Source organism: Pseudonocardia alni (assembly GCF_002813375.1).
Lineage (GTDB): Bacteria > Actinomycetota > Actinomycetes > Mycobacteriales > Pseudonocardiaceae > Pseudonocardia > Pseudonocardia alni.
On record NZ_PHUJ01000003.1, the window covers coordinates 4,097,839 to 4,119,701 of the forward strand.

At 73.0% G+C, this 21,863-nt stretch carries 24 protein-coding genes and 1 tRNA gene; 11 read left to right on the plus strand and 14 right to left on the minus strand.

The genetic code is table 11. The annotated features are described in order from the left end of the window. The first annotated feature begins 65 nt into the window (after positions 1-65). Entirely contained in the window at positions 66-881 is an 816-nt protein-coding gene (locus ATL51_RS20310) for an alpha/beta fold hydrolase (protein WP_301549108.1), read from the plus strand. Here the strand turns inward: ATL51_RS20310 and ATL51_RS20315 are convergent. Both ATL51_RS20315 and ATL51_RS20320 read right to left on the minus strand, forming a co-directional pair. Then, the gene (locus tag ATL51_RS20315; RefSeq protein ID WP_100879592.1) at positions 865-1,689 is read right to left on the minus strand and encodes an LLM class F420-dependent oxidoreductase; all 825 of its coding nucleotides are present in this window, start codon (positions 1,687-1,689) and stop codon (positions 865-867) included. The two genes, ATL51_RS20310 and ATL51_RS20315, sit on opposite strands and share 17 nt — an antisense overlap. A gap of 29 nt (positions 1,690-1,718) precedes the next feature. Then, a complete protein-coding gene (locus ATL51_RS20320) occupies positions 1,719-3,086 on the minus strand; it encodes a dipeptidase (RefSeq protein WP_100880835.1) in 1,368 nt (455 codons plus the stop codon). 90 nt (positions 3,087-3,176) lie between these two features. Between ATL51_RS20320 and ATL51_RS20325 the strand changes: the two genes are divergently transcribed. After that, positions 3,177-4,859 carry a fatty acyl-AMP ligase gene (locus ATL51_RS20325; RefSeq protein ID WP_100879593.1) on the plus strand — a complete coding sequence of 561 codons (1,683 nt, stop codon included), beginning with the start codon at positions 3,177-3,179 and terminating at the stop codon, positions 4,857-4,859. Positions 4,860-4,919: 60 nt separating this feature from the next. Here the strand turns inward: ATL51_RS20325 and pth are convergent, their stop codons facing one another. The 5 genes from pth to ATL51_RS20350 all read right to left on the minus strand — a co-directional run bounded on the left by pth (position 4,920) and on the right by ATL51_RS20350 (position 9,204). Then, positions 4,920-5,513, minus strand: coding sequence for an aminoacyl-tRNA hydrolase (gene pth / locus ATL51_RS20330; RefSeq protein ID WP_073577622.1), 594 nt, complete (start codon positions 5,511-5,513; stop codon positions 4,920-4,922). Then, positions 5,510-6,208 (minus strand): 50S ribosomal protein L25/general stress protein Ctc, encoded by a 699-nt coding sequence (locus ATL51_RS20335; protein ID WP_073577623.1) that lies wholly within the window; start codon positions 6,206-6,208, stop codon positions 5,510-5,512. Before ATL51_RS20335 ends, pth begins: the two co-directional genes overlap by 4 nt. 186 nt (positions 6,209-6,394) lie before the next feature. Beyond that, the gene (gene fmdA, locus ATL51_RS20340) at positions 6,395-7,648 is read right to left on the minus strand and encodes a formamidase (RefSeq protein WP_100879594.1); all 1,254 of its coding nucleotides are present in this window, start codon (positions 7,646-7,648) and stop codon (positions 6,395-6,397) included. Between the two features lie 76 nt (positions 7,649-7,724). Further along, positions 7,725-8,009, minus strand: coding sequence for an FmdB family zinc ribbon protein (locus ATL51_RS20345; RefSeq protein WP_062400225.1), 285 nt, complete (start codon positions 8,007-8,009; stop codon positions 7,725-7,727). A 97-nt stretch (positions 8,010-8,106) separates the two neighbouring features. After that, the gene (locus tag ATL51_RS20350) at positions 8,107-9,204 is read right to left on the minus strand and encodes a substrate-binding domain-containing protein (RefSeq protein WP_100879595.1); all 1,098 of its coding nucleotides are present in this window, start codon (positions 9,202-9,204) and stop codon (positions 8,107-8,109) included. 72 nt (positions 9,205-9,276) lie between these two features. Between ATL51_RS20350 and ATL51_RS20355 the strand changes: the two genes are divergently transcribed. Then, the gene (locus ATL51_RS20355) at positions 9,277-9,759 is read left to right on the plus strand and encodes a MarR family winged helix-turn-helix transcriptional regulator (protein ID WP_100879596.1); all 483 of its coding nucleotides are present in this window, start codon (positions 9,277-9,279) and stop codon (positions 9,757-9,759) included. A gap of 62 nt (positions 9,760-9,821) precedes the next feature. Here the strand turns inward: ATL51_RS20355 and ATL51_RS20360 are convergent, their stop codons facing one another. After that, a complete protein-coding gene (locus tag ATL51_RS20360) occupies positions 9,822-10,802 on the minus strand; it encodes a ribose-phosphate diphosphokinase (RefSeq protein ID WP_073577627.1) in 981 nt (326 codons plus the stop codon). Beyond that, complete coding sequence (gene glmU / locus ATL51_RS20365) at positions 10,799-12,283, minus strand: bifunctional UDP-N-acetylglucosamine diphosphorylase/glucosamine-1-phosphate N-acetyltransferase GlmU (protein ID WP_392567407.1); 1,485 nt, start codon at positions 12,281-12,283, stop codon at positions 10,799-10,801. Before glmU ends, ATL51_RS20360 begins: the two co-directional genes overlap by 4 nt. A 341-nt stretch (positions 12,284-12,624) precedes the next feature. Between glmU and ATL51_RS20370 the strand changes: the two genes are divergently transcribed. Beyond that, positions 12,625-13,146 (plus strand): L,D-transpeptidase, encoded by a 522-nt coding sequence (locus ATL51_RS20370; protein ID WP_100879598.1) that lies wholly within the window; start codon positions 12,625-12,627, stop codon positions 13,144-13,146. A gap of 102 nt (positions 13,147-13,248) precedes the next feature. Continuing rightward, a complete protein-coding gene (locus ATL51_RS20375) occupies positions 13,249-13,692 on the plus strand; it encodes an OsmC family peroxiredoxin (protein ID WP_073577628.1) in 444 nt (147 codons plus the stop codon). Positions 13,693-13,749: 57 nt separating this feature from the next. Here ATL51_RS20375 and ATL51_RS20380 read toward each other — a convergent pair whose 3' ends face one another. Next, positions 13,750-14,709: a Dyp-type peroxidase gene (locus tag ATL51_RS20380; protein ID WP_100879599.1), complete on the minus strand. Its 960-nt coding sequence runs from the start codon at positions 14,707-14,709 to the stop codon at positions 13,750-13,752. 25 nt (positions 14,710-14,734) lie between these two features. Here ATL51_RS20380 and ATL51_RS20385 point away from each other — a divergent pair, with 25 nt between their 5' ends. Continuing rightward, positions 14,735-14,926: a hypothetical protein gene (locus tag ATL51_RS20385; protein ID WP_157818465.1), complete on the plus strand. Its 192-nt coding sequence runs from the start codon at positions 14,735-14,737 to the stop codon at positions 14,924-14,926. Positions 14,927-15,043: 117 nt separating this feature from the next. Here the strand turns inward: ATL51_RS20385 and ATL51_RS20390 are convergent. Further along, positions 15,044-15,114: transfer RNA gene (locus tag ATL51_RS20390), tRNA-Gln, on the minus strand. 162 nt (positions 15,115-15,276) lie between these two features. On the opposite strand from ATL51_RS20390, the gene ATL51_RS20395 reads away from it, so the two are divergent. From ATL51_RS20395 to ATL51_RS20415, 5 genes are all read left to right on the plus strand, one after another. Then, positions 15,277-16,551: a class I SAM-dependent methyltransferase gene (locus tag ATL51_RS20395; protein ID WP_301549109.1), complete on the plus strand. Its 1,275-nt coding sequence runs from the start codon at positions 15,277-15,279 to the stop codon at positions 16,549-16,551. Between the two features lies 1 nt (position 16,552). Beyond that, positions 16,553-17,392, plus strand: a complete 840-nt coding sequence (locus ATL51_RS20400) for a sugar phosphate nucleotidyltransferase (protein ID WP_073577631.1) — start codon at positions 16,553-16,555, stop codon at positions 17,390-17,392. 28 nt (positions 17,393-17,420) lie between these two features. Then, positions 17,421-18,095: a PIG-L deacetylase family protein gene (locus ATL51_RS20405; protein ID WP_100879602.1), complete on the plus strand. Its 675-nt coding sequence runs from the start codon at positions 17,421-17,423 to the stop codon at positions 18,093-18,095. A 31-nt stretch (positions 18,096-18,126) separates the two neighbouring features. Next, positions 18,127-19,152 carry an NAD-dependent epimerase/dehydratase family protein gene (locus ATL51_RS20410; RefSeq protein ID WP_100879603.1) on the plus strand — a complete coding sequence of 342 codons (1,026 nt, stop codon included), beginning with the start codon at positions 18,127-18,129 and terminating at the stop codon, positions 19,150-19,152. A gap of 72 nt (positions 19,153-19,224) precedes the next feature. Then, positions 19,225-19,494, plus strand: coding sequence for a DUF2277 domain-containing protein (locus tag ATL51_RS20415; RefSeq protein WP_100879604.1), 270 nt, complete (start codon positions 19,225-19,227; stop codon positions 19,492-19,494). A 161-nt stretch (positions 19,495-19,655) separates the two neighbouring features. On the opposite strand, the gene ATL51_RS20420 is transcribed toward ATL51_RS20415, so the two are convergent. The 3 genes from ATL51_RS20420 to ATL51_RS20430 are packed head-to-tail and all read right to left on the minus strand — an operon-like array spanning position 19,656 to position 21,804. Then, positions 19,656-20,072 carry a RidA family protein gene (locus ATL51_RS20420; protein WP_100879605.1) on the minus strand — a complete coding sequence of 139 codons (417 nt, stop codon included), beginning with the start codon at positions 20,070-20,072 and terminating at the stop codon, positions 19,656-19,658. After that, positions 20,069-20,833, minus strand: a complete 765-nt coding sequence (locus tag ATL51_RS20425) for an IclR family transcriptional regulator (RefSeq protein ID WP_100879606.1) — start codon at positions 20,831-20,833, stop codon at positions 20,069-20,071. Before ATL51_RS20425 ends, ATL51_RS20420 begins: the two co-directional genes overlap by 4 nt. Beyond that, the gene (locus ATL51_RS20430; RefSeq protein WP_208623041.1) at positions 20,830-21,804 is read right to left on the minus strand and encodes a sugar kinase; all 975 of its coding nucleotides are present in this window, start codon (positions 21,802-21,804) and stop codon (positions 20,830-20,832) included. Before ATL51_RS20430 ends, ATL51_RS20425 begins: the two co-directional genes overlap by 4 nt. Positions 21,805-21,863: the final 59 nt, after the last annotated feature.

The following is a 21,863-nucleotide window of genomic DNA, read 5'->3' on the forward strand; positions in this document are numbered from 1 at the left end:
GCCGGATCGACATCATGGTCATTGTGCCCCGGAACGATGTCGGGGTGTCGTGGCACGGTGGGACCGTGGAACTGGATGACGAGTTCGTCGTGGACGGTCACCGGGTGCGCTGGACCGCACGGGGCTCGGGACCGCCGGTGGTGTTCTGCCACGGCACCCCCTGGTCGTCGTGGCTGTGGGCGCCGATCGCCGCGGCGGTGGCCGGGTCGCACCGGGTCCTGCTGTGGGACATGCCGGGCTACGGGGTGTCCGGGCACAGCGCGGACGTCTCGCTCGGCGTACAGGGCCGGGTGCTGGCCGGGCTACTCGAGCGGTGGGACCTGCCCGAGCCGCCGCACGTCGTCGCCCACGACTACGGCGGCGCCGTCGCCCTGCGTGCGCACCTGCTGCACGGCGCGGCCTACCGGTCGCTGACGCTGGTCGACGTCGTCGCGCTCGCCCCGTGGGGTTCGCCGTTCTTCCGGCTGGTGCGGGAGAACGCCGAGGTGTTCGCGGCGCTGCCGGGGCCGCTGCACGAGGCCCTCGTCCGGGCCTACGTGCGGGGTGCCGCGCACCGGCCCCTGCGGCCCGCCGACGAGGACGCGCTGGTCGGGCCGTGGTTGGGCGAGCGGGGTGCGGCCGCGTTCTACCGCCAGATCGCGCAGGCCGACCAGCGCTTCACCGACGAGGTCGAGCCGCGCTACGGCGAGCTGGACCTGCCGGTGCGGGTGGTGTGGGGCACCGAGGACACCTGGATACCGGTCGACCGAGCGCACCGGTTGACCGCAGCGGTACCGGGGGCCGAGCTGCACCTGGTGCCCGGGGCAGGGCACCTGATCCAGCTCGACGCCCCGGAGGCGCTCACCGCGCTGGTGCTGGGGGCACTCAGCCGGACGCCGTGACCACCTTCGCCAGCTCGTCGAGCTTCGCGAGGGTCTCGGACTCGGGCAGTGTCGGGAGCAGGAAGGTGACCCGCTCGACGCCCGCCTCGGCGTACCCCGCGACGACATCCGGGTCCGGCTCCCCGCCGAACACCGTGGTAGGCACGTCCGGCTTGCCCCGCTCGGCGAGGTCGTCACGGACGCGGCGGATCTCGTCGAAGGAGGTGTGCCCGCGCGGGAGCCAGCCGTCGCCGACCTCGGCGAGCCGGTTCAGCGCGGCCTCGCTCTCCCCGCCCAGGTAGATCGGCGGGGTGCGCACCGGCTTGGGCCAGGAGAAGGACCGCTCGACGTCGAGGTGGTCGCCGTGGAACTCGGCCTCGTCCTCGGTCCACAGCGCCCGCAGCGCGTGCAGCTGCTCGCTCATCAGTGGTCCCCGGGTACTCGGGTCGACGCCGTGGTTGCGCATCTCCTCGCGGTTCCACCCCGCGCCGACGCCGAACAGCAGCCGTCCGCCGGACACCAGGTCGAGGCTGGCGGTCTGCTTGGCGGTGTGGATGATGTCGCGCTGCGGCAGGAGCGCGATCCCGGTGCCCAGGAGCAGGTCGGTGGTCGTCCCCGCCATCGCGGTGAGCGCGACGAACGGGTCGAGGGTGCGGTAGTACACCCGCGGCAGGTCGCCCCCGCCGGGGTAGGGCGACTCCCTGCTGGTGGGGATGTGCGAGTGCTCGGCGAGGAACACCGAGTCGAAGCCGCGCTCCTCCAGGGCCCGGCCCAACGGCCCGGGGCGGATGCCCTCGTCGGTCACGAACGTGGCGATACCGAACTTCATGACCCCTGGGTACCCGTCGGGCCGGACGGTCACGCCCCCCCGGCCAGCCGGTCCAGCAGCAGGGCCTCCGCCAGCACCCCGCGCCCGAACATGCCCAGGTGCAGGCTCTCGTCGATGCCGTGCCAGCGGCTGGCCGGGTCCCCGACCCCGGTGACCAGCACCGCCGCGCCCGGGAAGGTCCGCGCGAACTCCGCGATGAACGGGATCGAGCCGCCGATGCCGGATTCGACGGCGTCGTTGCCGTAGGCGGCGGAGAACGCGGCGCGGGCGTGGTCGTAGACCTCGCCGGTCGAGGACAGGCTGAACGGCTCGGCGACGCCGTGGCCGGGCGTCACCGACACGTGCGCGCCCCACGGGACGTTGCCCTCCAGGTGCTCGGTCAGCGCGCGCTGGGCCTCACGGGCGTCCTGCCCGGGGGCCAGCCGCATGCTGACCATCGCGCGGGCGCGGGGGAGCAGCACGTTCGAGGCCTCGGCGACCTTGGGCGCGTCGATCCCCAGCACGGCGACGGCGGGCGCGTGATTGACGCGGTCCGGGATCGAGCCGGTGCCGAGCAGTTCGACGCCGTTGAGCAGGCCCGCGTCGGAGCGGTAGGTGGCCTCGTCCGGGTCGGGCGCGTCGGAGCTGCCGCGCACCAGGCCGGGGACGGCGACCTCGCCCTTGTCGTCGTGCAGGGTGGCCAGGGTGCGGCACAGCGCGGTCAGCGCGTCCCCGATCGGGCCGCCGTAGACCCCGGAGTGCACCGGACGCTCCAGCATCGACACCTCGACGACGACGTCGACCAGGCCGCGCAGGCTGGTGGTCAGCGCCGGGACGTCGACGGCCGGGTTGGCGGCGTCGGCGATCACGATGACGTCGGCGGAGAGCTTCTCGCGGTGCTCGGCCAGGAGCGCGGTCAGCGTGGGGGAACCGGACTCCTCCTCACCCTCGATGAACAGCACGACCCCGACCGGCGGCCGTCCCTCGTAGGCGCGGAGCACGGCGAGGTGGGTCATGACGCCGGCCTTGTCGTCGGCGGCGCCACGGCCGTAGAGCCGCCCGTCGCGCTCGGTCGGCTCGAACGGCGGGCTGCTCCACTCGTCGTCGCCGCCGGTGGGCTGGACGTCGTGGTGGGCGTAGAGCATGACCGTCGGCATGCCCTCGGGTGCGGGCCAGTGCGCGACGACGGCCGGGGCCCCGCCGTCTGCGGAGAGGATCTCGACCGAGGCGGCGCCCGCGTCGCGGGCCAGCGTCGCGACGGCGTCCGCGGAGCGGCGGGTGTCCTCGGCGTGTGCCGGGTCGGCCCAGATGCTCGGGATGCGGACCAGCGCCTCGAGGTCCGTGCGCGCGCCCGGGAGGACGGCGTCGACGGCGGCGGAGAGGTCGGCGGGAGCGGGGTCGGTGTGCGGCTCGGCCATGCGCCCGGATGCTACGCCGCGGCGCGCCGCGTACGGCCGGTCGTCGATCGTGCCGCCCCGCACGGGCGGTTCGTCGCTACATTCGGGCCCATGTCCCGATTCCTGGCGACGTTGCTGGAGTCCGCGACCGTTCCCGGCGGGCTCGCCCGTGGGATGACGACGGGGGAGCCGCGCGAGCCCGTGCGGCGTTCCTGGGCGGAGGTGCACGAGACGGCCCGCGGGATCGCGGACGCCCTGCGACGCCCCGGCGAGGACGGCGGCCCTGCCCTGCCCTTCGGCGGCGCCGTCGGGGTGCTGGCCGGCGAGCCCGCGGCGATCGCCCCCGCCGCGCAGGCGGTGTGGCTGTGCGGCGGCAGCGTGACGATGCTGCACCAGCCGACCCCGCGCACCGACCTCGCCGAGTGGGCCGCCGACACCGTGACCACCCTGGGCATGGTCGACGCCGCGATGGTGCTGCTCGGCCCGCCCTTCGATGCGCTCGCGCCGGTGCTGACCGAGCGGGGCGTCCCGTTCCGGATGCTCGACTCGCTGACCGGCGACCCCGCCGCGTTCGTCGCGGACGCCGCCGTCGCCGACGAGGACGACACCGCGCTGCTGCAGCTCACGAGCGGTTCCACCGCCGCCCCGAAGGCCGTGCGGATCACCCACGCGAACCTGCACGCCAACATCGGCGCCATGGTGACCGCGTCCGCTCTGGACGTCGCGACCGACCGGATGGTGTCGTGGCTGCCGCTGTTCCACGACATGGGGATGGTCGGGTTCCTGACCGTCCCCATGACGGTCGGGCTGGACCTGGTCACCGTCACCCCCGCGGACTTCCTGGGCCGCCCGCGGCTGTGGGCCGAGCTGATCTCGTCCTACGGCGGCACCGTCACCGCGGCGCCGAACTTCGCCTACGCCGTGCTGGCCCGCCAGCTCGCCCGGGTCGACGACGGCGCGCTCGACCTCTCCTCGCTGCGGCTGGCGCTCAACGGCGCCGAGCCGGTGGACCCGGCGGCCGTCGCGGCGTTCACCGACGCCGGTGCCCGCTTCGGGCTGCGACCGGAGTCGGTCCTGTGTGCCTACGGGATGGCGGAGACCGCGCTCGGGGTGTCCTTCGCGCCCGTCCACACCGGGCTGAAGGTGGACCGGGTCGACGCCGAGTCCCTGGAGGCGCACCGGCGCGCCGAGCCCGCGGGCACCGGTCCGGCGCGGGAGTTCCCCGAGCTCGGACCGCCGCTGCCCGGGATCGAGGTGAAGGTCGTCGGCAGCGGCGGTCACGTGCTGGGCCCCCGGGAGGTCGGGGTGCTGCACCTGCGCGGCGACGCCGTGACGCCCGGCTACCTCACCGTCGACGGCCCGCTGTCCACCCAGGACCGCGACGGCTGGTTCGACACCGGCGACGAGGGCTACCTGACCCCCGACGGCGCCGTCGTCGTGTGCGGCCGCACCAAGGACGTGATCATCATGGGTGGGCGCAACATCTACCCGACCGACATCGAGCGGGCCGCCGGTGCGGTCGAGGGCGTGCGCGCGGGCAACGTCGTCGCGGTCCGGATCCCAGCAGGTGACGGGCGGCACCGGGAGTCGTTCGCCGTCGCCGTCGAGGCGAAGGGGGCCGACGGCCCCGAGGCGGTGCGTGCCATCCGCGACGACGTGATCCGCCGCGTCGTCTCCGCGGTGGGGGTACGGCCGGCCGAGGTCGCCGTGCTGGCGCCGGGGAGCCTGCCGAAGACGCCGTCGGGGAAGCTGCGCCGCGCCGCGACGGCGGACCTGCTCACCGCCCGCCGCTGACCCGGACGCACGGGAGCCCCGGTCCCTGCGAGGGACCGGGGCTCCCGTGGAGGGCGGGGCTCAGCCCGACAGCGGGTGGAACCGGTTCTGCGCCGGCTCCAGGCCCTCGGACAGCAGGGCCTCGGCGGCGTCCGCGGCGAGGTCCAGACCGAGGTCGAGCTCCTTGTTCTCCACGCCGGAGAACCGCTTGAGCACGTAGTCCGCCGGATCCTGGCGACCCGGCGGCCGGCCGATGCCGAACCGCACGCGCAGGTAGTCCTTCGTGCCGAGCGCCTTGCTGATCGAGCGCAGGCCGTTGTGCCCGCCCTCGCCACCACCGCGCTTGAGGCGGACCACGCCGAAGTCGAGGTCCAGCTCGTCGTGGACGACGATCACCTCGGTCGGCGGGATCGAGAAGTACTGCACGAGCCCGGCGACCGGGCCACCCGAGAGGTTCATGTACGTCCGGGGGACGGCCAGGGTCACCGGGCGACCGGCGAGCCGGCCCTGCGCGATGTCGGAGTTCGACCGCTTGTGCGCGGAGAACCGGCCGGCGCCGGCCCGCGTCGCCAGCAGTGCGGCGACGCGGGTACCGACGTTGTGCCGGGTGCCCTCGTAGTCCGGACCCGGGTTCCCGAGTCCGACGACGAGAGCCGGCCCCGGCACGGGGCTCACTTGTCGGAGGACTCGGAGTCGCCCTCGGAGTCCGCGGAACCCTCGGCGGAGTCGCCCTCGGTCTCGGCCTCGGCGGCCTGCTCCTCGTCGGACGGCTCCTCGACCACACCGGCGCCCTCGGCGTCGACCTCGGCCTCGAGGTCCTCCTCGGTCGGGGCCGGGACGACCTGCACGACGAGGTACTCCTCGTCGGTGCGCAGCTCGACGCCACCGGGGAGCTTCAGGTCCTTGGCGAAGTACTGGGTGCCGATCTCGGCGTCCTCCACGGAGATCTCGATGTTCTCCGGGATGTTCAGCACGTCGGCCTCGACCAGGACGGTGTTGAGGTCCTGGGTGACCAGCGAGCCGGGGGCGGCCTCGCCGGTGACGACGACGTCGAGCTCGACCTCGACCTTCTCACCACGCTTGATGACGAGCAGGTCGACGTGCTCGATGTAGGGGCGCAGCGGGTGCACGACCACGGTCTTGGTCAGCGCGAGCTGCGGGCTGCTGCCGTCGACGTCGAGCTCCAGCACGGCGTTGCGGCCCTGCTCGCGGACGACCGCGGCGAACTGCAGCGACGGCAGCGACAGGTGGACGGGGTCGGTCCCGTGGCCGTAGAGGACGGCGGGGATCTTGCCGGCGCGACGGGTGCGACGGGCGGCGCCCTTGCCGAACTCGGTCCGGGTCTCGGCGGGGATGCGGGTCTGGGCCACGGGAACTGCTCCTCGAACTGTCTGCGGTGGAAGGCGCGCGCGGCGAGGAGCCGACCGGGATCGGCCCACGTCGATCACGGCGGGTCAAGAGTGCACCCGCCCTCGCCGCGGAGATGCCGAGAAGCCTACGCCAGGCCCGTGGTCGTCCTGGGGCCAGCCCCCCGGGACGACCACGGAACCGGCTGCTCAGGCCACAGAGTGGGGCACGCCGGGACCCGGGTCGATGCGGTGGGGGCCGTTCTTGCCGGGCTTGACGTCGAAGTCGAAGATCCCGGTCGGCAGGTAGACCGTCGAGCACGAGTTCGGGATGTCCACCACACCGGACAGCCTGCCCTCGATCGGCGCCGCCCCGAGGATCATGTAGGCCTGGATCGGGGAGTAGCCGAAGTTCGTCAGGTAGTCGATCGCGTGCAGGCAGGCCCGCTGGTACGACAGGTGCGAGTCGAGGTAGCGCTGCTCGCCGTCGAGGGTGACCGAGGTGCCGGAGAACGCGATCCACTCGCTGTACTGCGGGTCGGTGTTGCCCGGTACGAAGATCGCGTTCTCGGAGACGCCGTAGGTCGCCATGCCGCCCTTGATGACGTCGACGTGCAGGTCGATGAACCCGCCCATCTCGATCGCGCCGCAGAAGGTGATCTCGCCGTCGCCCTGGGAGAAGTGCAGGTCGCCCATCGACAGGTTCGCGCCGTCGACGAACACCGGGTAGAAGACCCGGCTGCCCTTGGTGAGGTTCTTGATGTCCTGGTTGCCCCCGTTCTCCCGGGGCGGTGCGGTGCGCGCGGCCTCCGCGGCGGCCCGGTCGAAGTCGGCGCCGGTCAGCGAGCCGAGGATCGCCGAGTCCGGGTTCGGCGGCAGGGCCAGCGGCGGCACCCGCTCCGGATCGGTGTCGATCAGCGCTTGCTCGCGGGCGTTCCAGCGGCCGAGCAGCTCGGGCGACGGCGCCGTCCCCATCAGCCCGGGGTGGACGATCCCGGTGAACGACACCCCCGGGACGTGCCGGGAGGTGGCCGTCCCGCCCTGGAAGTCCCAGATGACCTTGTAGGCGTCGGGGAACTGCTCGGTGAGGAAGCCGCCGCCGTTGCGGGTGGCGAACACGCCGGTGTAGCCCCAGCCCTGCCCGGCCAGCGGCCCGGAGTCCTCCTGCGGGATCGGCCCGACGTCGAGGATGTCGACGATCAGCAGGTCACCCGGCTGCGCCCCGTCGACGGCGATCGGCCCGGACAGCACGTGCACCCCGGCCAGCGGCGCGTTCAGGATGTCGTCGGCGGAGTCGTCGTTGTGGATGGCGCCGTCGAACCACTCGCGGCAGTCGACCCGGAACGTGTCCCCGGGCTTGACGTGGACCTGCGCCGGGATGTCGGGGTGCCACCGGTTGTGGCCGGTCAGCTGCTGGTCGGTGAAGGTCCTGGTGCTGTCGAGGGGGAAGACGTTCCTGGGCATCGGACACTCCCGGGGTCGGTGCGGACGCGGGCGGGGCGGAGGGGTGAGGCGGTCGGCGCGGCGCAGGTCGACGCGGTCAGGGCCGCGGCAGACCGCGGGTGGCGGGGTGCAGCGGCGGCCCGCCGGGGCGCAGCGGGCGCGGCGGTGGGGCGGAGACGACCTGCGGTTCGTGGGCGGTGGCCGTGGTGCGGTCGATCAGGGCCATCCGGCCGCGGTCGGCGAGGCCGAGCATCGGTGCGGTGATGACGCGCGGGGACTGCTCCCCACAGGTGGGGCAGCGCGCCGTCGCGGGGGCGCTGCCGATCGGGTGCCGTTCCTCGACGGGGCCGTCGGCCCCGCACCGGTAGACGTAGAGCGCCACGGTCGTACCTCCCGGCACGCCGGGCGACCCGACATGCATCTGAGGAAATATTTTCCTGGGAAAGTACGACCGACGGGCCGGGGTGTCAACGGACCCGTCAGAGTTGCTGGACGACGTCCCAGGCCACCCCGTCGGCGACGGCGAGGAACACCTGCTGGCGCAGGTGCCGCCCGTGCACCTCGACGGTTCCGCGCGGGCTCTCGTAGGCCAGCCCCTCGGCGACCGCGGTCATCGCCGGGACCTCCGGCGACCCGGCCCGGCGCATGAGCTCGGTCAGCAGCCGGACGCCCTCGTAGCAGGACTCGCCGAGGCTGTTGAGCACCGGCGCGTCCGGGCCGAAGCGGTGGGCGTGCGCGGCCGCGAAGTCCAGCCCGGACGCCGTCGCCAGGTCCTCGAAGTAGCCGGCCGAGGTGAGCAGGCCGCGGGTGTTCTCCGGGCCCGAGGCGAGCAGCACGTTCTCCTCGATCAGCGAGCTGAACCGCAGGATCTCCCGGTCCAGCCCGAGGACGCAGAACGCCCGGTTGAACTCGACGGCGTCGTTGCCGATCAGCAGCATCAGGACGGCGTCGCAGCCGCTGGCCTCGACCCGGAGCAGCACGCGCGAGAAGTCCTCGGTGCCCAGCGGGACGTACATCTCGTCGCAGACCGTCCCGCCGATCCGGCGCAGGTGCTCGGTCGCGACCTGCGCGGACCGGCGCGGCCACACGTAGTCGTCGCCGACGATCGTCCAGCGGCGCACCCCGGCGGCCTCGGCGAACCAGCTCAGCGACGGGCCCAGCTGCAGGTCCGGGGTCTCCCCGGTCAGGAACAGCCCCGGTCGCTGCTCGCCGCCCTCGTACAGGGCGGTGTAGGCGTAGGGCACCCGCCCGCGGATCCGGGGCGCGACGGCCTCGCGGACCGCCGAGATGTGCCAGCCGGTGACCGCGTCCACGGCGCCGGCACTGACCAGCGCGTCGAGCTCCGCGGCGACGACGGCGGGTGGCGCGCCGCCGTCGACCGGCACCAGGTTCAGCTCCCGGCCGAGCACCCCGCCCGCGGCGTTGACCTCCTCGGCGGCCAGCGTCGCGCAGGTCTCGCAGGACGGGCCGAAGATGCCCGCCGGACCCTGTAGCGGGACGACCAGCGCCACGTTGAGCACCTCGCTCCCGCGCGCCGGCACCGCCGTCGCGCGCCCGGGGTCCGGGAACGGAGTCATGCAGGTGACGCTATCCATCGTGGCGTCGCCCACCTAGCGCCTCGTCGGAAAACGTCCGGTTACGATGCGCTCATGTCGGAGCCCGCGGAACACGTGCGGCCGTCCGGGGACGAGTCGCTGCGCCTGCTCTGCGCGGTGGGCCGGACCCTGGACCAGGAGCTCGACGAGGCCCTGCGCGGCTGCGGGTCCGACGTCGACCAGTGGCGGGTGCTCGGCCTGCTCGCCTCGCGCGGCGGCTGCACGATGAGCGTGGTCGCCGAGCACGCGCTGCTGCTGGCGCCGCGGGCGACCAAGCTCGTGGACCGGATGACCGCGGCGAACCTCGTGCACCGCAGGCCCGACGTCGTCGACCGGCGCCGGGTGCTCGTCGTCGCCACCGAGCGGGGCCGCGCGGCACTCGCGGAGTGGGACGCCGCGGCGGCCGGGGTGCTGGACCGCTACCGGGACCTGCTGGGTTCCGACGCGGCCCTGTTCGACGACGTGCTGCGGCGGCTGCAGGACGCCACCGGCCGGGCCGGGGCGCCGGGTCTGGCAGGGCTGGCCACCGAGGGCTGAGGCGGAACGACCGACGGCGCCCCACCCGCGGGTGGGGCGCCGTCGGCGGACGTGCGGAGTGCTCAGGCGTTGCCGTCGAACAGGCTCGTGACCGAGCCGTCCTCGAACACCTGGTGGATCGCCTCGGCCAGCAGCGGGGCGATCGGCAGCACGGTCATGCTGTCGAACCGCTTCTCGGCCGGGATCGGCAGCGAGTCGGTGAAGATGACCTCCGACGCGCCGCAGTTCGCCAGGCGCTCGGTGGCCGGACCGGACAGCACGCCGTGGGTGGCGGCCACGATCACGTCCGAGGCGCCCTCCTTGAGCAGCACCTCGACCGCCTTCGCGACGGTGCCACCGGTGTCGATCATGTCGTCGATGACCACGCAGCAGCGGCCCTCGATCTCACCGACCACCCGGTTCGCGACGGCCTCGTTCGGCTTGAGCGGGTCCCGGGTCTTGTGGATGAACGCCAGCGGGGTCCCGCCGAGGGTCTCGGCCCAGCGCTCGGCCAGGCGCACCCGGCCGGAGTCGGGGGAGACGACCGCGAAGTTGTCGGTCGGCCGGGTGCTCTTGATGTGCTGGGCGAGCACCGGCAGCGCGAACAGGTGGTCGACGGGGCCGTCGAAGAAGCCCTGGATCTGCGAGGTGTGCAGGTCCAGGGTCAGGATCCGGTCGGCGCCCGCGGTCTTGAACATGTCCGCGACGAGGCGGGCCGAGATGGGCTCGCGGCCGCGGTGCTTCTTGTCCTGGCGGGCGTAGCCCCAGAACGGCATGACCGCGGTGATCCGCTTGGCCGACCCGCGCTTGAGCGCGTCGACCATGATCAGCTGTTCCATGATGGCGTCGTTGATCGGGGCGGAGTGCGCCTGGATCACGAACGCGTCGGACCCGCGGACCGACTCCTCGAAGCGGCAGAAGATCTCGCCGTTCGCGAAGGAGTAGGCCGACTGCGGGGTGACCGTGACGTCGAGCTCCTTCGCCACGTGCTCGGCGAGCTCCGGGTGCGCCCTCCCCGAGAACAGCATCATGTTCTTCTTGGGAGTGCCTGCGATCGCGCTCACCGTGCGGTGCCTCCTCGGCTGAGGTCTCTCGGGTCTGTCGTACCGGCGGAGGTGGTGTGACCTGCGCCGTCGTTGCTGGTCGTGCCGTTCGTGGACGGGTCGCTGCCCGCCCGCTGTGCCGCCTCGGCAGCGGGGGTTCCGGGCCGCTTGCGCGGCACCCACCCCTCGATGGTGCGCTGTGCTCCACCCGACACCGCGAGCGCCCCCGGCGGGACGTCGTCGCGGAGCACGGTCCCGGCGCCGGTGTAGGCGCCGTCCCCGACCGTGACCGGGGCGATGAACATGGTGTCCGACCCGGTCTTCACGTGGGATCCGATGACGGTCCGCTGCTTGCGGACGCCGTCGTAGTTGACGAACACCGACGAGGCGCCGATGTTGCTCATCTCGCCGATCGTCGCGTCCCCGACGTAGGTCAGGTGCGGGACCTTGGTGCCCGCGCCGATGTCGGAGTTCTTGACCTCGACGAACGTGCCGATCTTGCCGCGCTCGCCGAGTACGGCGCCCGGGCGCAGGTAGGCGAACGGCCCGACCGAGGCGCCGGGCCCGATCCGGGACCCCGACCCGTGGGTGCGGACGACGCTCGCGCCGGCCCCGACGACGGTGTCGGTCAGCGTGGTGTCGGGCCCGATGACCGCGGCCTCGTCGACCTCGCACGCGCCGTGCAGCTGGGTGCCCGGGTGCAGGACGACGTCGCGCGCGAGCCGCACGTCGACGTCGACACGGGTGGTGGCGGGGTCGACCACGGTGACCCCGGCCAGCATCCACTCCCGCAGCACGCGGCGGTTCAGTTCCGCGCCGAGCTCGGCGAGCTGGACGCGGTCGTTCACGCCGCGCACGCGCCACTCGTCGTCGCAGCGGACGGCGTGCACCGTCCGGTCCGCGGCGACGGCGGCGGCGACCAGGTCGGTGAGATAGAGCTCCTGCTGCGCGTTGTGCGCGGCCAGGCCCGCGATGCCCGCGCGCAGGAACGCGGCGTCGAAGGCGTAGACGCCCGAGTTGACCTCCACGATGGCCCGCTGCTCCGGTGTCGCGTCGGTCTGCTCGACGATCCCGGTGACGGCTCCGTCGGCGGTGCGCACGATCCGGCCGTAGCCGGTGGGGTCGGCGACCTCGCAGGTCAGCAGGGTGACCGCGGCGCCGCGGCCGGCGTGCTCGGTGACCAGCGCGGACAGGGTCGCGGTGTCGAGCAGCGGGACGTCGCCGTAGGTGACCAGGACGGTGCCGGTCAGGTCCGCGGGGAGCGGGGTGAGGCCGCTGCGGACCGCGTCGCCGGTGCCGAGGCGCTGCTCCTGGACGGCGGTGGTGGCGGTGCGCCCGAGGGCGGCGGAGATGCCGTCGACGGCCTGCTCCACCCGCTCGCGCTCGTGTCCGACGACGACCACGAGGTGCTCGGGCGCGGTACCGGCCAGTGCGTGCACCGCGTGGCCGAGCATGCTGCGCCCGCCCAGCTCGTGGAGCACCTTCGGTGTCGACGACCGCATCCGCGAGCCCGCGCCCGCCGCGAGGACGATGCCGGCTGCGACCGTCGCCGTTCCGGGTGCCGGTCGGTCACCGGTGCCGGCCCGGTCGGGTTCGGGCATGTTCGGTTCCTCCTGCCGGACTCGCCGCCCGTGCCGGGCGGAGGACGCGGGACGCGCCGTGCCGGTACGGCATCGTACGGGGACGGCCCCGGGTGACCCGGCGGGCCCGTCACGCCCGCGGGGATGCCGCCGTAAACACAAGATCAACCCTTCGGGTGGTAACCGGTCGGGTGCCGGTCTCGTTCCACCGTTCAGACGGCGGTGACCGACCGGTCACCGTCCGCGATGATGAGCGGAGTGCGATGACGCGCGAGGTCGAGGGACGCCGCCGGCGGCCCCGGGTGATGACGGTCCTGGCCACGGTGGCGGCCCTGGTGCTGGCCGGGCTGACCGCCGGGATGATCGGGACCGCGTCCGCGGCGCCGACGGCGTCCGACCGGGGTGGTCCGGGCCGCGCCGAGGGGACGCCCTGCTCGGCGGCCGCGCGCGCCTGCGTCGACCTCGCGAACAGCACGGCGTGGCTGATCCGCGACGGGAAGATCGAGGCCGGGCCGGTCCCGGCGTCGTTCGGGAAGAAGGGCCAGCGCACCCCGGCCGGCGTCTTCCAGGTCCAGTGGAAGAACAAGGACCACCGCAGCGCGGAGTTCAACAACGCGCCGATGCCGTTCGCGGTCTTCTTCGCCCCCGGCGGCATCGCCTTCCACGAGGGCAACACCGAGACCGAGTCCGCGGGCTGTGTCCGGCTGTCCCGCGCGAACGCGGAGCGCTGGTTCAACTCGCTGCAGGTCGGCGACCGGGTCGAGGTCACCAACATCCCGCAGTGACCGGAGGCGTTTCGCGGTCCGGGGTGGCGGGAACGGCTGGGGCGGAGAAGACTGCCGAGTGATCGGTTGTGCAAAATCGGTCCCCACGACACGGAGGTAACGATGCCCACGCGCAGCGCCCGCACCGCATGGAACGGCTCCCTGGAGCAGGGCTCCGGCCAGGTCGAGCTGTCCAGCTCCAAGGTCGGTACCTACGAGGTCAGCTTCCCCAAGCGCGCCGCGGACGACGCCGGTGGTACCACCAGCCCCGAGGAGCTCATCGCCGCGGCGCACTCCGCCTGCTACGCGATGCAGCTCTCGGCGAACATCGCCGAGGCGGGCGGGACCCCCGAGTCCCTCGACGTCTCGGCCGACGTCTCGCTCGGCCCGGACAAGGACAACGGCGGCTTCAAGCTGACCGGCATCACGCTGAAGGTGCGCGGTGAGGTCACCGGACTCGACGCCGACGGCTTCGCCAAGGCCGCGGAGGCCGCCAAGGCCGGCTGCCCCGTGTCGAAGGCGCTGACCGGCGTCGAGATCACGCTGGACGCCGCGCTGGAGAGCTGAGCACGACACCTGCGACGCCCCCGTCCGGATCCGGACGGGGGCGTCGTCGTGTCCGGGTCAGTCGTCCAGGCCGTCGAGGACGGGCCGGGCGGGGACGAAGAACGTGCACCCGGTCGTCGGAGTCGAGTAGTCGAGGATGCGGTCGTGCAGCGGCGGCGGGTCGCCGACGAACATCCGGCGCAGCATCGTCTCCACGACCCACAGGCGCCGGGAGTAGCCGATGAAGTAGGTGCCGTACTCACCGCGCCCCGGCGACGCGAACGGCATGTTGTCCCGCAGGATGTCGTGCTCGACGCCGTCGTCGTCGGTGATCGTGCACAGCGTCTTGTGCGACTTCTGGCCTTCCTCGGCGTCCGGCAGCTCCACCCCGTCGAACTTGGTCCGCCCGACGATCTCCTCCTGGGTGGCCACGTCCTGCCCGCGCCAGGCGGCCATGTCGTGCAGGTACCTCTGGACGACGACGTAGCTGCCGCCGGCGTGTGCCGGGTCCTCCTCGCCGACCAGGGTCGCGGCCGGGAGGCCCGTCCCGTCCGGGTTGGCCGTCCCGTCGGCGAAGTCGAGCAGGTCCCGGCCGTGCCGGTAGCGGAAGCCGGTGGTCTCGTCCACGGTGGTGACGGTGTCGCCGAAGGAGTCCAGCAGCATCATCTCGAAGCGGACGATCAGGTCCGTGCTGTCCGCCCGCAGGTGGTAGAGCAGGTCCCCCTCGGTGGCGACGGCGGTGTGGCTCGCGCCGGTGATCTCGCGGAACGGTGCGAGCTCGCGCGGCGGCGGCTCGCCGACGACCCGTTCCCACACCCGGTGCCCGATCCCGACGGTGCAGTGGAACGCCGCGCCGTCGGCGCCGATGCGGACGTTCTTGACGAGGTCGGAGGTCGCGGCGAGCGTCGACCGGACCCTGGCGTCGGAGTCCGGCCCGTCGACCACCCGCAGGACGAGGAAGGCAGCCGCGGCGGTGAGCGGGGCGGTGACGTCCTGGGGCTCCGGTGGTGGGACTGCGCGTTCGGTCGCGTGGGTCACGCCGCCGGAGCGTAGCGACCCCGTGGTGACACCGCGTCCGAGCCGCGCACAGCTGCTCGCCCAGCTCGGGTTCGTCGTCGACTCCTACGGCGCGACCACGAACGAGCTGGACACGAGCTTCGAGGAGGCGGGCCGGATCGACTCGGAGGTGGTCCTGATGTACCACGCCACCGCGGCCGAGCGCCGCGAGTTCGAGGCCGGGCCGGTCCCGAGCTGATGCCGCAGTTCGGGCGCAGGCAGGTGGCCTCCGTCGTCGGGGCCGCGAACGTCGCCGCCGTCTCGCCGCCGACCGCGCTGTCCTGGCCCCGGGGCCGTGTCGCACACCAGCGGCCTGCTCCGCCGCCAGGATTCGAACCTGGACCATCGGAACCAAAATCCGAGGTGCTGCCGTTACACCACGGCGGATCGTGGGGCCTCGTCATCGTGACACGTCGGCGACGCCGTCCCTGCAGCGCACCCGCCCTGCGCGCCGGCCGGAGATGAGCGGGAACACGGACAAACACCCACGAAAGGGTGACCCGCACCCCGGGCGCGGCGGACACCCGTCGGGTTGACACACTTCCGTGCGTGCTGAACACGGATGCTTCCGGGACGACGTCGTCGATCGGGTCCGGAACCGCGTTGACGTGCCGTCTCTGTGGCACGACCGACCTGCGCAGCTTCTGCGACCTGGGCGCCACACCGCCCTGCGAACTGTTCCTCACCGAGCAGACGGCACAACAGCCCGAGCAAACCTTTCCGCTGCACGTGCGGGTGTGCAACTCGTGTCTGCTCGCTCAGCTGCCGCCGGAGATCAGCCCGGAGGAGACGTTCGAGGAGTACGCCTACTTCTCCTCGTTCAGCTCGTCCTGGGTGGACCACGCGCGCCGTTTCGTCGACTCGGCGGCCGAGCGCGCCGGGCTGGACACGGGCTCGTTCGTCGTCGAGGTCGCCTCGAACGACGGCTACCTGCTCCAGCACGTCGTCGCGAAGGGCATCCGCTGCCTCGGCGTCGAGCCGAGCGTGAACGTCGGCGAGGCCGCCCGCGAGAAGGGCGTCCCGACGCTCACCGCGTTCCTCACCCCGGAGACCGGCGCCCGGGTCCGCGCCGAACACGGCCCGGCGGACCTGGTCTGCGGCAACAACGTGTTCGCCCACATCCCCGACGTCGTCGGCTTCGCGCAGGGACTGCGCGCCATGGTCGCCGACGACGGCTGGGTCTCCATCGAGGTCCAGCACCTGCTCACGCTCGTCGAGCGCAAGCAGTTCGACACGATCTACCACGAGCACTTCCAGTACTACACGCTGCTCACCGGGCAGCGGGCGCTCGCCGCGGGCGGGCTGACCCTGGTCGACGTCGAGCTGCTCGACACCCACGGCGGCTCGATCCGCATGTGGGCGCGCCCGGCCGACGTCGCCGGTGAGCCGAGCGCGAAGGTCCGCGAGGTCCTGGCCGCCGAGGCGGCCGCCGGGCTGCACACGCCGGAGGGACACGACGGGTTCGCCGAGGCCGTCTCCACCATCCGCGACGACCTCGTGTCGTTCCTCATCGACGCCCGCCGGCAGGGGAAGCGCGTGGTCGGCTACGGCGCCCCGGGCAAGGGGAACACCCTGCTCAACTACTGCGGCATCCGGCCCGACCTGCTCGAGTACACGGTGGACCGGAACCCGTACAAGCACGGGCGGCTGACGCCGGGCACCCGAATCCCGATCTTCGCTCCGGAGCGGATCGCGCAGGACCGCCCCGACCACGTGTTGATCCTGCCCTGGAACCTGCGCACCGAGCTGACCGAGCAGCTGTCCTACGTCCGCGAGTGGGGCGGCACGCTGGTCTTCCCGATCCCGTCGCTCGAGGTGGTCTGACGTGAAGGTCGTCCTGTTCTGCGGTGGTTACGGCATGCGGATGCGCGATGGCGCGTCCGACCTCCCGAAGCCGATGCACCCGGTGGGGCCGCGCCCGCTGATCTGGCACGTGATGCGCTACTACGCCCACTTCGGCCACAAGGACTTCGTCCTGTGCCTGGGCTACGGCGCGCACCACATCAAGAACTACTTCCTCGACTACGACGAGACCGAGTCCAACGACTTCGTGCTGCACCAGGGCGAGGTCGAACTCATGGGCAGCGACATCAAGGACTGGAACATCACGTTCGTCCACACCGGTCTGGACTCGCCGATCGGTGAGCGTCTGCGCCGGGTGAAGGCGCTGGTCAAGGACGAGGAGATGTTCCACGCGAACTACGCCGACGTCCTCACCGACGCCCCGCTGGACAGGATGGTCGAGCAGTTCGCCGGCACCGACGCCGTCGGGCAGCTGATGGCGGTGCCGCCGCAGTCGGCGTTCCACTGCGTCGACGTCGACGACAACGGCAGGCTCGAGTCGATCACCACGCTGCAGGAGATGCCGATCTGGGAGAACGGCGGCTACCTCATGTTCCGGCCGGAGATCTTCGACTTCCTCGAGAAGGACTGCGACCTGATCGCCGACGCCGCCGCCCCGCTGGCGCGCAAGGGCCGCATGTCGGCCTACCGGCACCGCGGTTTCTGGCAGCCTGCGGACACCGTCAAGGAGCGCAACGCGCTGGAGGCGGCCTACCAGAGCGGCGCGCGACCGTGGATGCTCTGGGAGTCCCACGAGACCGACCAGGACCCGCTGCAGGCCGCGATCGCCGAGATGCACCGCAGCAGCCACCAGCGCGACTAGGCCGCGATTCCGGGGGGAACGAGAGACCGTGCTGAACCTGTTGCCCGAGCGGCTGGACCGCATCCTGCTGCTCGGCGCCCACTGTGACGACATCCCGATCGGGGCCGGCGGGATGCTCCTGGAGCTGTGCCGCGCCTATCCGGGGGTGCAGGTCACCGCGCTGGTCCTCACCGGGGCGGGGTCGCTGCGCGAGGAGGAGGAGCGGGCCGCACTGGCCGCGTTCACCCCCGGCGCGCACCTCGACGTCGTCGTCATGGACCTGCCCGACGGCCGCGTCCCGCAGCACTGGGAGCGGGCGAAGATGGCGCTGGAGGACCTGCGCAGCCACAGCGAGCCGGATCTGGTGATCGGCCCGTCGCCGCACGACGCCCACCAGGACCACCGGACGCTGTCGCAGATGATCCCGACCGCGTTCCGCGACCACCTGACGCTCGGCTACGAGATCCTCAAGTGGGAGGGCGACCTCGCCCAGCCGACGGCCTTCCTGCCGCTGTCCGAGCCGGTGCTCACGGAGAAGATCGCCAAGCTCAACGAGCACTACGGCAGCCAGCGCGACCGGACCTGGTTCGACGACGAGACCTTCCGCGGCCTGGCCCGCGTGCGCGGCGTCCAGTGCCACGCCCGCTACGCCGAGGGCTTCCACATCCAGAAGCTGACGCTGTCCGCAGCGCCGATGGTCGGTTCCGAGCCGAGCGGTTTCTGACCCCGCACACACCGCCGAGAAAGGGATACTCATGCGCGTACTGCTCACCGGGCACCAGGGCTACCTCGGGACCGTGATGGCGCCGCTGCTCGCCGCCGCCGGTCACGAGGTCATCGGCCTGGACTCCGGGCTGTTCGCGGACTGCGTGCTGGGTTCGCTGGACACCCCGGACGTCGACGGGATGTCGACCGACCTGCGGGACGTCACCGTCGACCAGCTGGCCGGGTTCGACGCCGTCGTGCACATGGCGGCGCTGTCGAACGACCCGCTGGGCTCGCTGGCCCCGGAGATCACCTACGACATCAACCACCACGCCTCGACCCGGCTGGCCCGGCTGTCGAAGGAGGCCGGTGTCGGCCGCTTCGTCTACGCCTCCACCTGCTCGGTGTACGGCGCCCAGTCCGGCGACGACCTCGTCGACGAGGACGCCCCGCTCAAGCCGGTCACCCCGTACGCGATCTCGAAGGTCCGCGTCGAGGACGACCTCGCCGAGCTCGCCGACGCCGACTTCGTGCCGGTCTCGATGCGCAACGCGACCGCGTTCGGGTTCTCGCCGCGGCTGCGCGCCGACATCGTGCTGAACAACCTGGTCGGCCGGGCGATCCTCACGGGCGAGGTCACCGTGCTGTCCGACGGCACCCCGTGGCGTCCGCTCGCGCACGCCGAGGACATCGCCGGTGCGGTCGTCGCGGCGCTGGGCGCCCCGGCGGACGTCGTCCGGGCCCGGGCCTACAACGTGGGAACCGAGACGAACAACCGGACCGTCGCCGAGATCGCGCAGGCCGTGATCGACGCCGTCCCCGGCTCGACGCTGAACATCACCGGTGAGGCCGGCAACGACCCGCGCTCCTACCGGGTCGACTTCGCCCGGGCCCGCAAGGAGCTCGGCTTCGAGGCGTCCTGGACGATCCCGGCCGGTGCCGAGCAGCTCGCCACCGAGTACCGGAACCGCGGCCTCACCCAGGACGCGTTCGACAACTCCTTCACCCGCCTCGCGGTGCTGAACCGGCGCCAGGCGGCGGGGGAGCTCGACGGGACGATGCACGTCGTCCGGTAGTTCGCACTCGGTCGACGGCCCGTCCCGCGCTACGGTCGCGGGGCGGGCCGTCGTCATATCCAGGGGGTGCCCATGTGCCGCAACATCCGGACGCTGCACAACTTCGAGCCGCCGGCCACGACCGACGAGGTGGACGCCGCGGCGCTGCAGTACGTCCGCAAGATCGCCGGGGCGGCGAAGCCGTCGCAGGCCAACGCCGAGGTGTTCGAACGGGCGGTCGCCGCCGTCGCCGAGGCGACCCGGGAGCTGCTCGGCGGGCTGACCACGACCGCCCCGCCGAAGGACCGTGAGGTGGAGGCGGCGAAGGCCCGGGCGCGGGCGGAGCAGCGCTACGCCCGCTGAATGAGCCGCGGGTAGAGCAGCAGCCCGGTTTCGGCCGACGCCTCTCGAGCGTCGCGTTCCCGTGGCCGGGAGCACGGTTCCGCTACGCCCGATCGACGTCGCCCTGTCGAGACGCACGTTGTCGCCCCGGTGGGGGCGGGAACGTGCATCTCGGCGAGTTGCTAGGCGGCCGAGGCGGCCAGGGCGTCGATCTCCACCAGCATCTCGGCGTGGGGGAGGCCCACGAACACGGTGGTGCGTGCGGGGAGCGCGGCACCGTCGGGGACGTGCCGGGACACGAACTCGCCGTAGGCGTCGTTCATCGCGGAGAAGTGCTCCCGCTCGGTGAGGTAGACGCGGAACATCAGGACGTCGCCGACCGAGGCGCCGCCCGCCTCCAGGATCGCGCGGACGTTCTCCAGGGTCCGCAGCGTCTGGGCGTGCACGTCGCCCGGCGCGATGTACTGCTTCGTCTCCGGGTCCATCGGGCCCTGCCCGGAGACCTGCAGCAGGCCGCCCTTGCGCACGCCCTGGCTGAAGGTGTGCGCGGGGGCGGGTGCGTCGGTGGTGGTCACGGTGCCGTTGGCGGCGGTGGTCATGCGGGGGGATCCTCTCGGGTCGGGCGCCAGCCGAGGTCGCGGGAGATCGTCCCGGTGACGGCCAGCAGTGACGGGACCAGCTCCATCAGCTGGTCGTAGCCGGCGACGATGGTCGGCACGGACACCGATACCGCCGCGACGGCGGTTCCGGCCGGTCCGCGGACCGGCGCCCCGATGCAGTTGATCGAGGCCTCGTTCTCCTCGCGGTCCTGGGCCCAGCCCTGCTCGCGCACCCGGGCGAGCTCGGCCAGGTAGGCGTCGCGGTCGGTGATCGTGTGCGGGGTGCGGGCGGGGAAGTCGACGTCGTCGAGCACCCGGTTCCGCTCCGCCGCGGGCAGGTCGGCGAGCAGCACCTTCCCGGCGGCGGTGGAGTGCACGGGTCCGCGCAGCCCGACCCGCGACGCCATGCGCACGTTGTCGAGCGACTCCAGCTTGTCGATGTAGACGATCTCGCCGTCGTCGCGCTCGGACAGGTGCACGGTGTGGCCGTGGGCCCGGTTGAACGCGTGCAGGTGCGGTGCGGCGACCGTGCGCACCTCGCGCTGGTCCAGCCCGCGCGAGGACAGCTCGAACAGCCGCGAGCCGAGCCGGTAGCGGTGGTGGTCGTCGCGGTGCACGAAGTGCTCGTCGGCCAGGGTGCGCAGCAGCCGCAGGACGGTCGTCTTGTGCACCTCGAGCGCCGTGGCGAGCTCGTCGAGCGACGCCGGGCCCTCCCCGAGGACCACCAGGATCCGCAGCGCCTTGGTCAGGCTGGTGCTCACACGGCCTCCCGGTCGGCGTTCACGCGCAGGGTCGCCCAGGCGTCGTCGTCGAGGTCGAGCAGGTGCTCGGGCAGCGGTGCGGCGGAGTCGCCGGGAACGACGAGCACCGCGGCGGCACCGAGGTGGCCCCGCCGCAGGCAGCGGCCCACGTCCTCGCCGCGGACCAGGCCGGTGAGCAGCCCGGCGGCGAACGCGTCGCCCGCCCCGACCGGCTCGACGACGTCGACGACCAGCGCCGCGCGCTCGGTGACCGCGCCGTCGCGGTGCACGGCCAGTGCGCGCCGGGCGCCGTCCTTGACCACGACCAGCTCCGGGCCGGGCAGCAGCGTGCGCAGCCGGGCCGGGTCGTCGGTGCCGAACACCCGCCGCGCCTCGTCCGCCCCGACGAGTACGACGTCGGCCCGATCGGCCAGCGCGGCCACCGGGGCCGGGTCGCCGTCGGGCCACATCTGCTCGCGCCAGTTCACGTCGAACACGACCCGGTACCGGCGGGGGCGGGCCAGCAGCGCGGCCAGCGCGGCTGCGCAGGACGTCGACACGGCCGCGGTGATCCCGCTGACGTGCACCCAGTCCGCGTCGGCGATCCGGTCGCGTACCGCGGGCAGCTCCAGCAGTTCGGGCCCGGCCGCCGAGGCCGCCGACCCGGACCGCCGGTAGGTCATGACGGTGCCGCCGTCGGGCGCCGGGGACTTGGCGTAACGGCCGGTCGGGAGGTCCGGGTCGACGCCGATCCCACCGGTGTCGACCCCGGCGGCGGCGAGCGTGCGCTGCACGAGGGCGCCGTGCCGGTCGTCGCCGAGACGCCCGACCCACGCCACCGCGACGCCGGCCGCGGCCAGGTCGAGCGCGACGTTCACCTCGGCGCCCGCGGCGTGCGCGGGGGCCCGCGGGTCGTCGACGGCGGCCGCGTCGGGGACCAGGGCGAGGGCCTCGCCGAAGCACACCACGGCGCTGCGGCCCGGGGTTTCCACTGCTGGGTTCTCCTCCGCCGTCGTTGACCGATCTGTCGCGCTGATGCTAGAACAGCCGC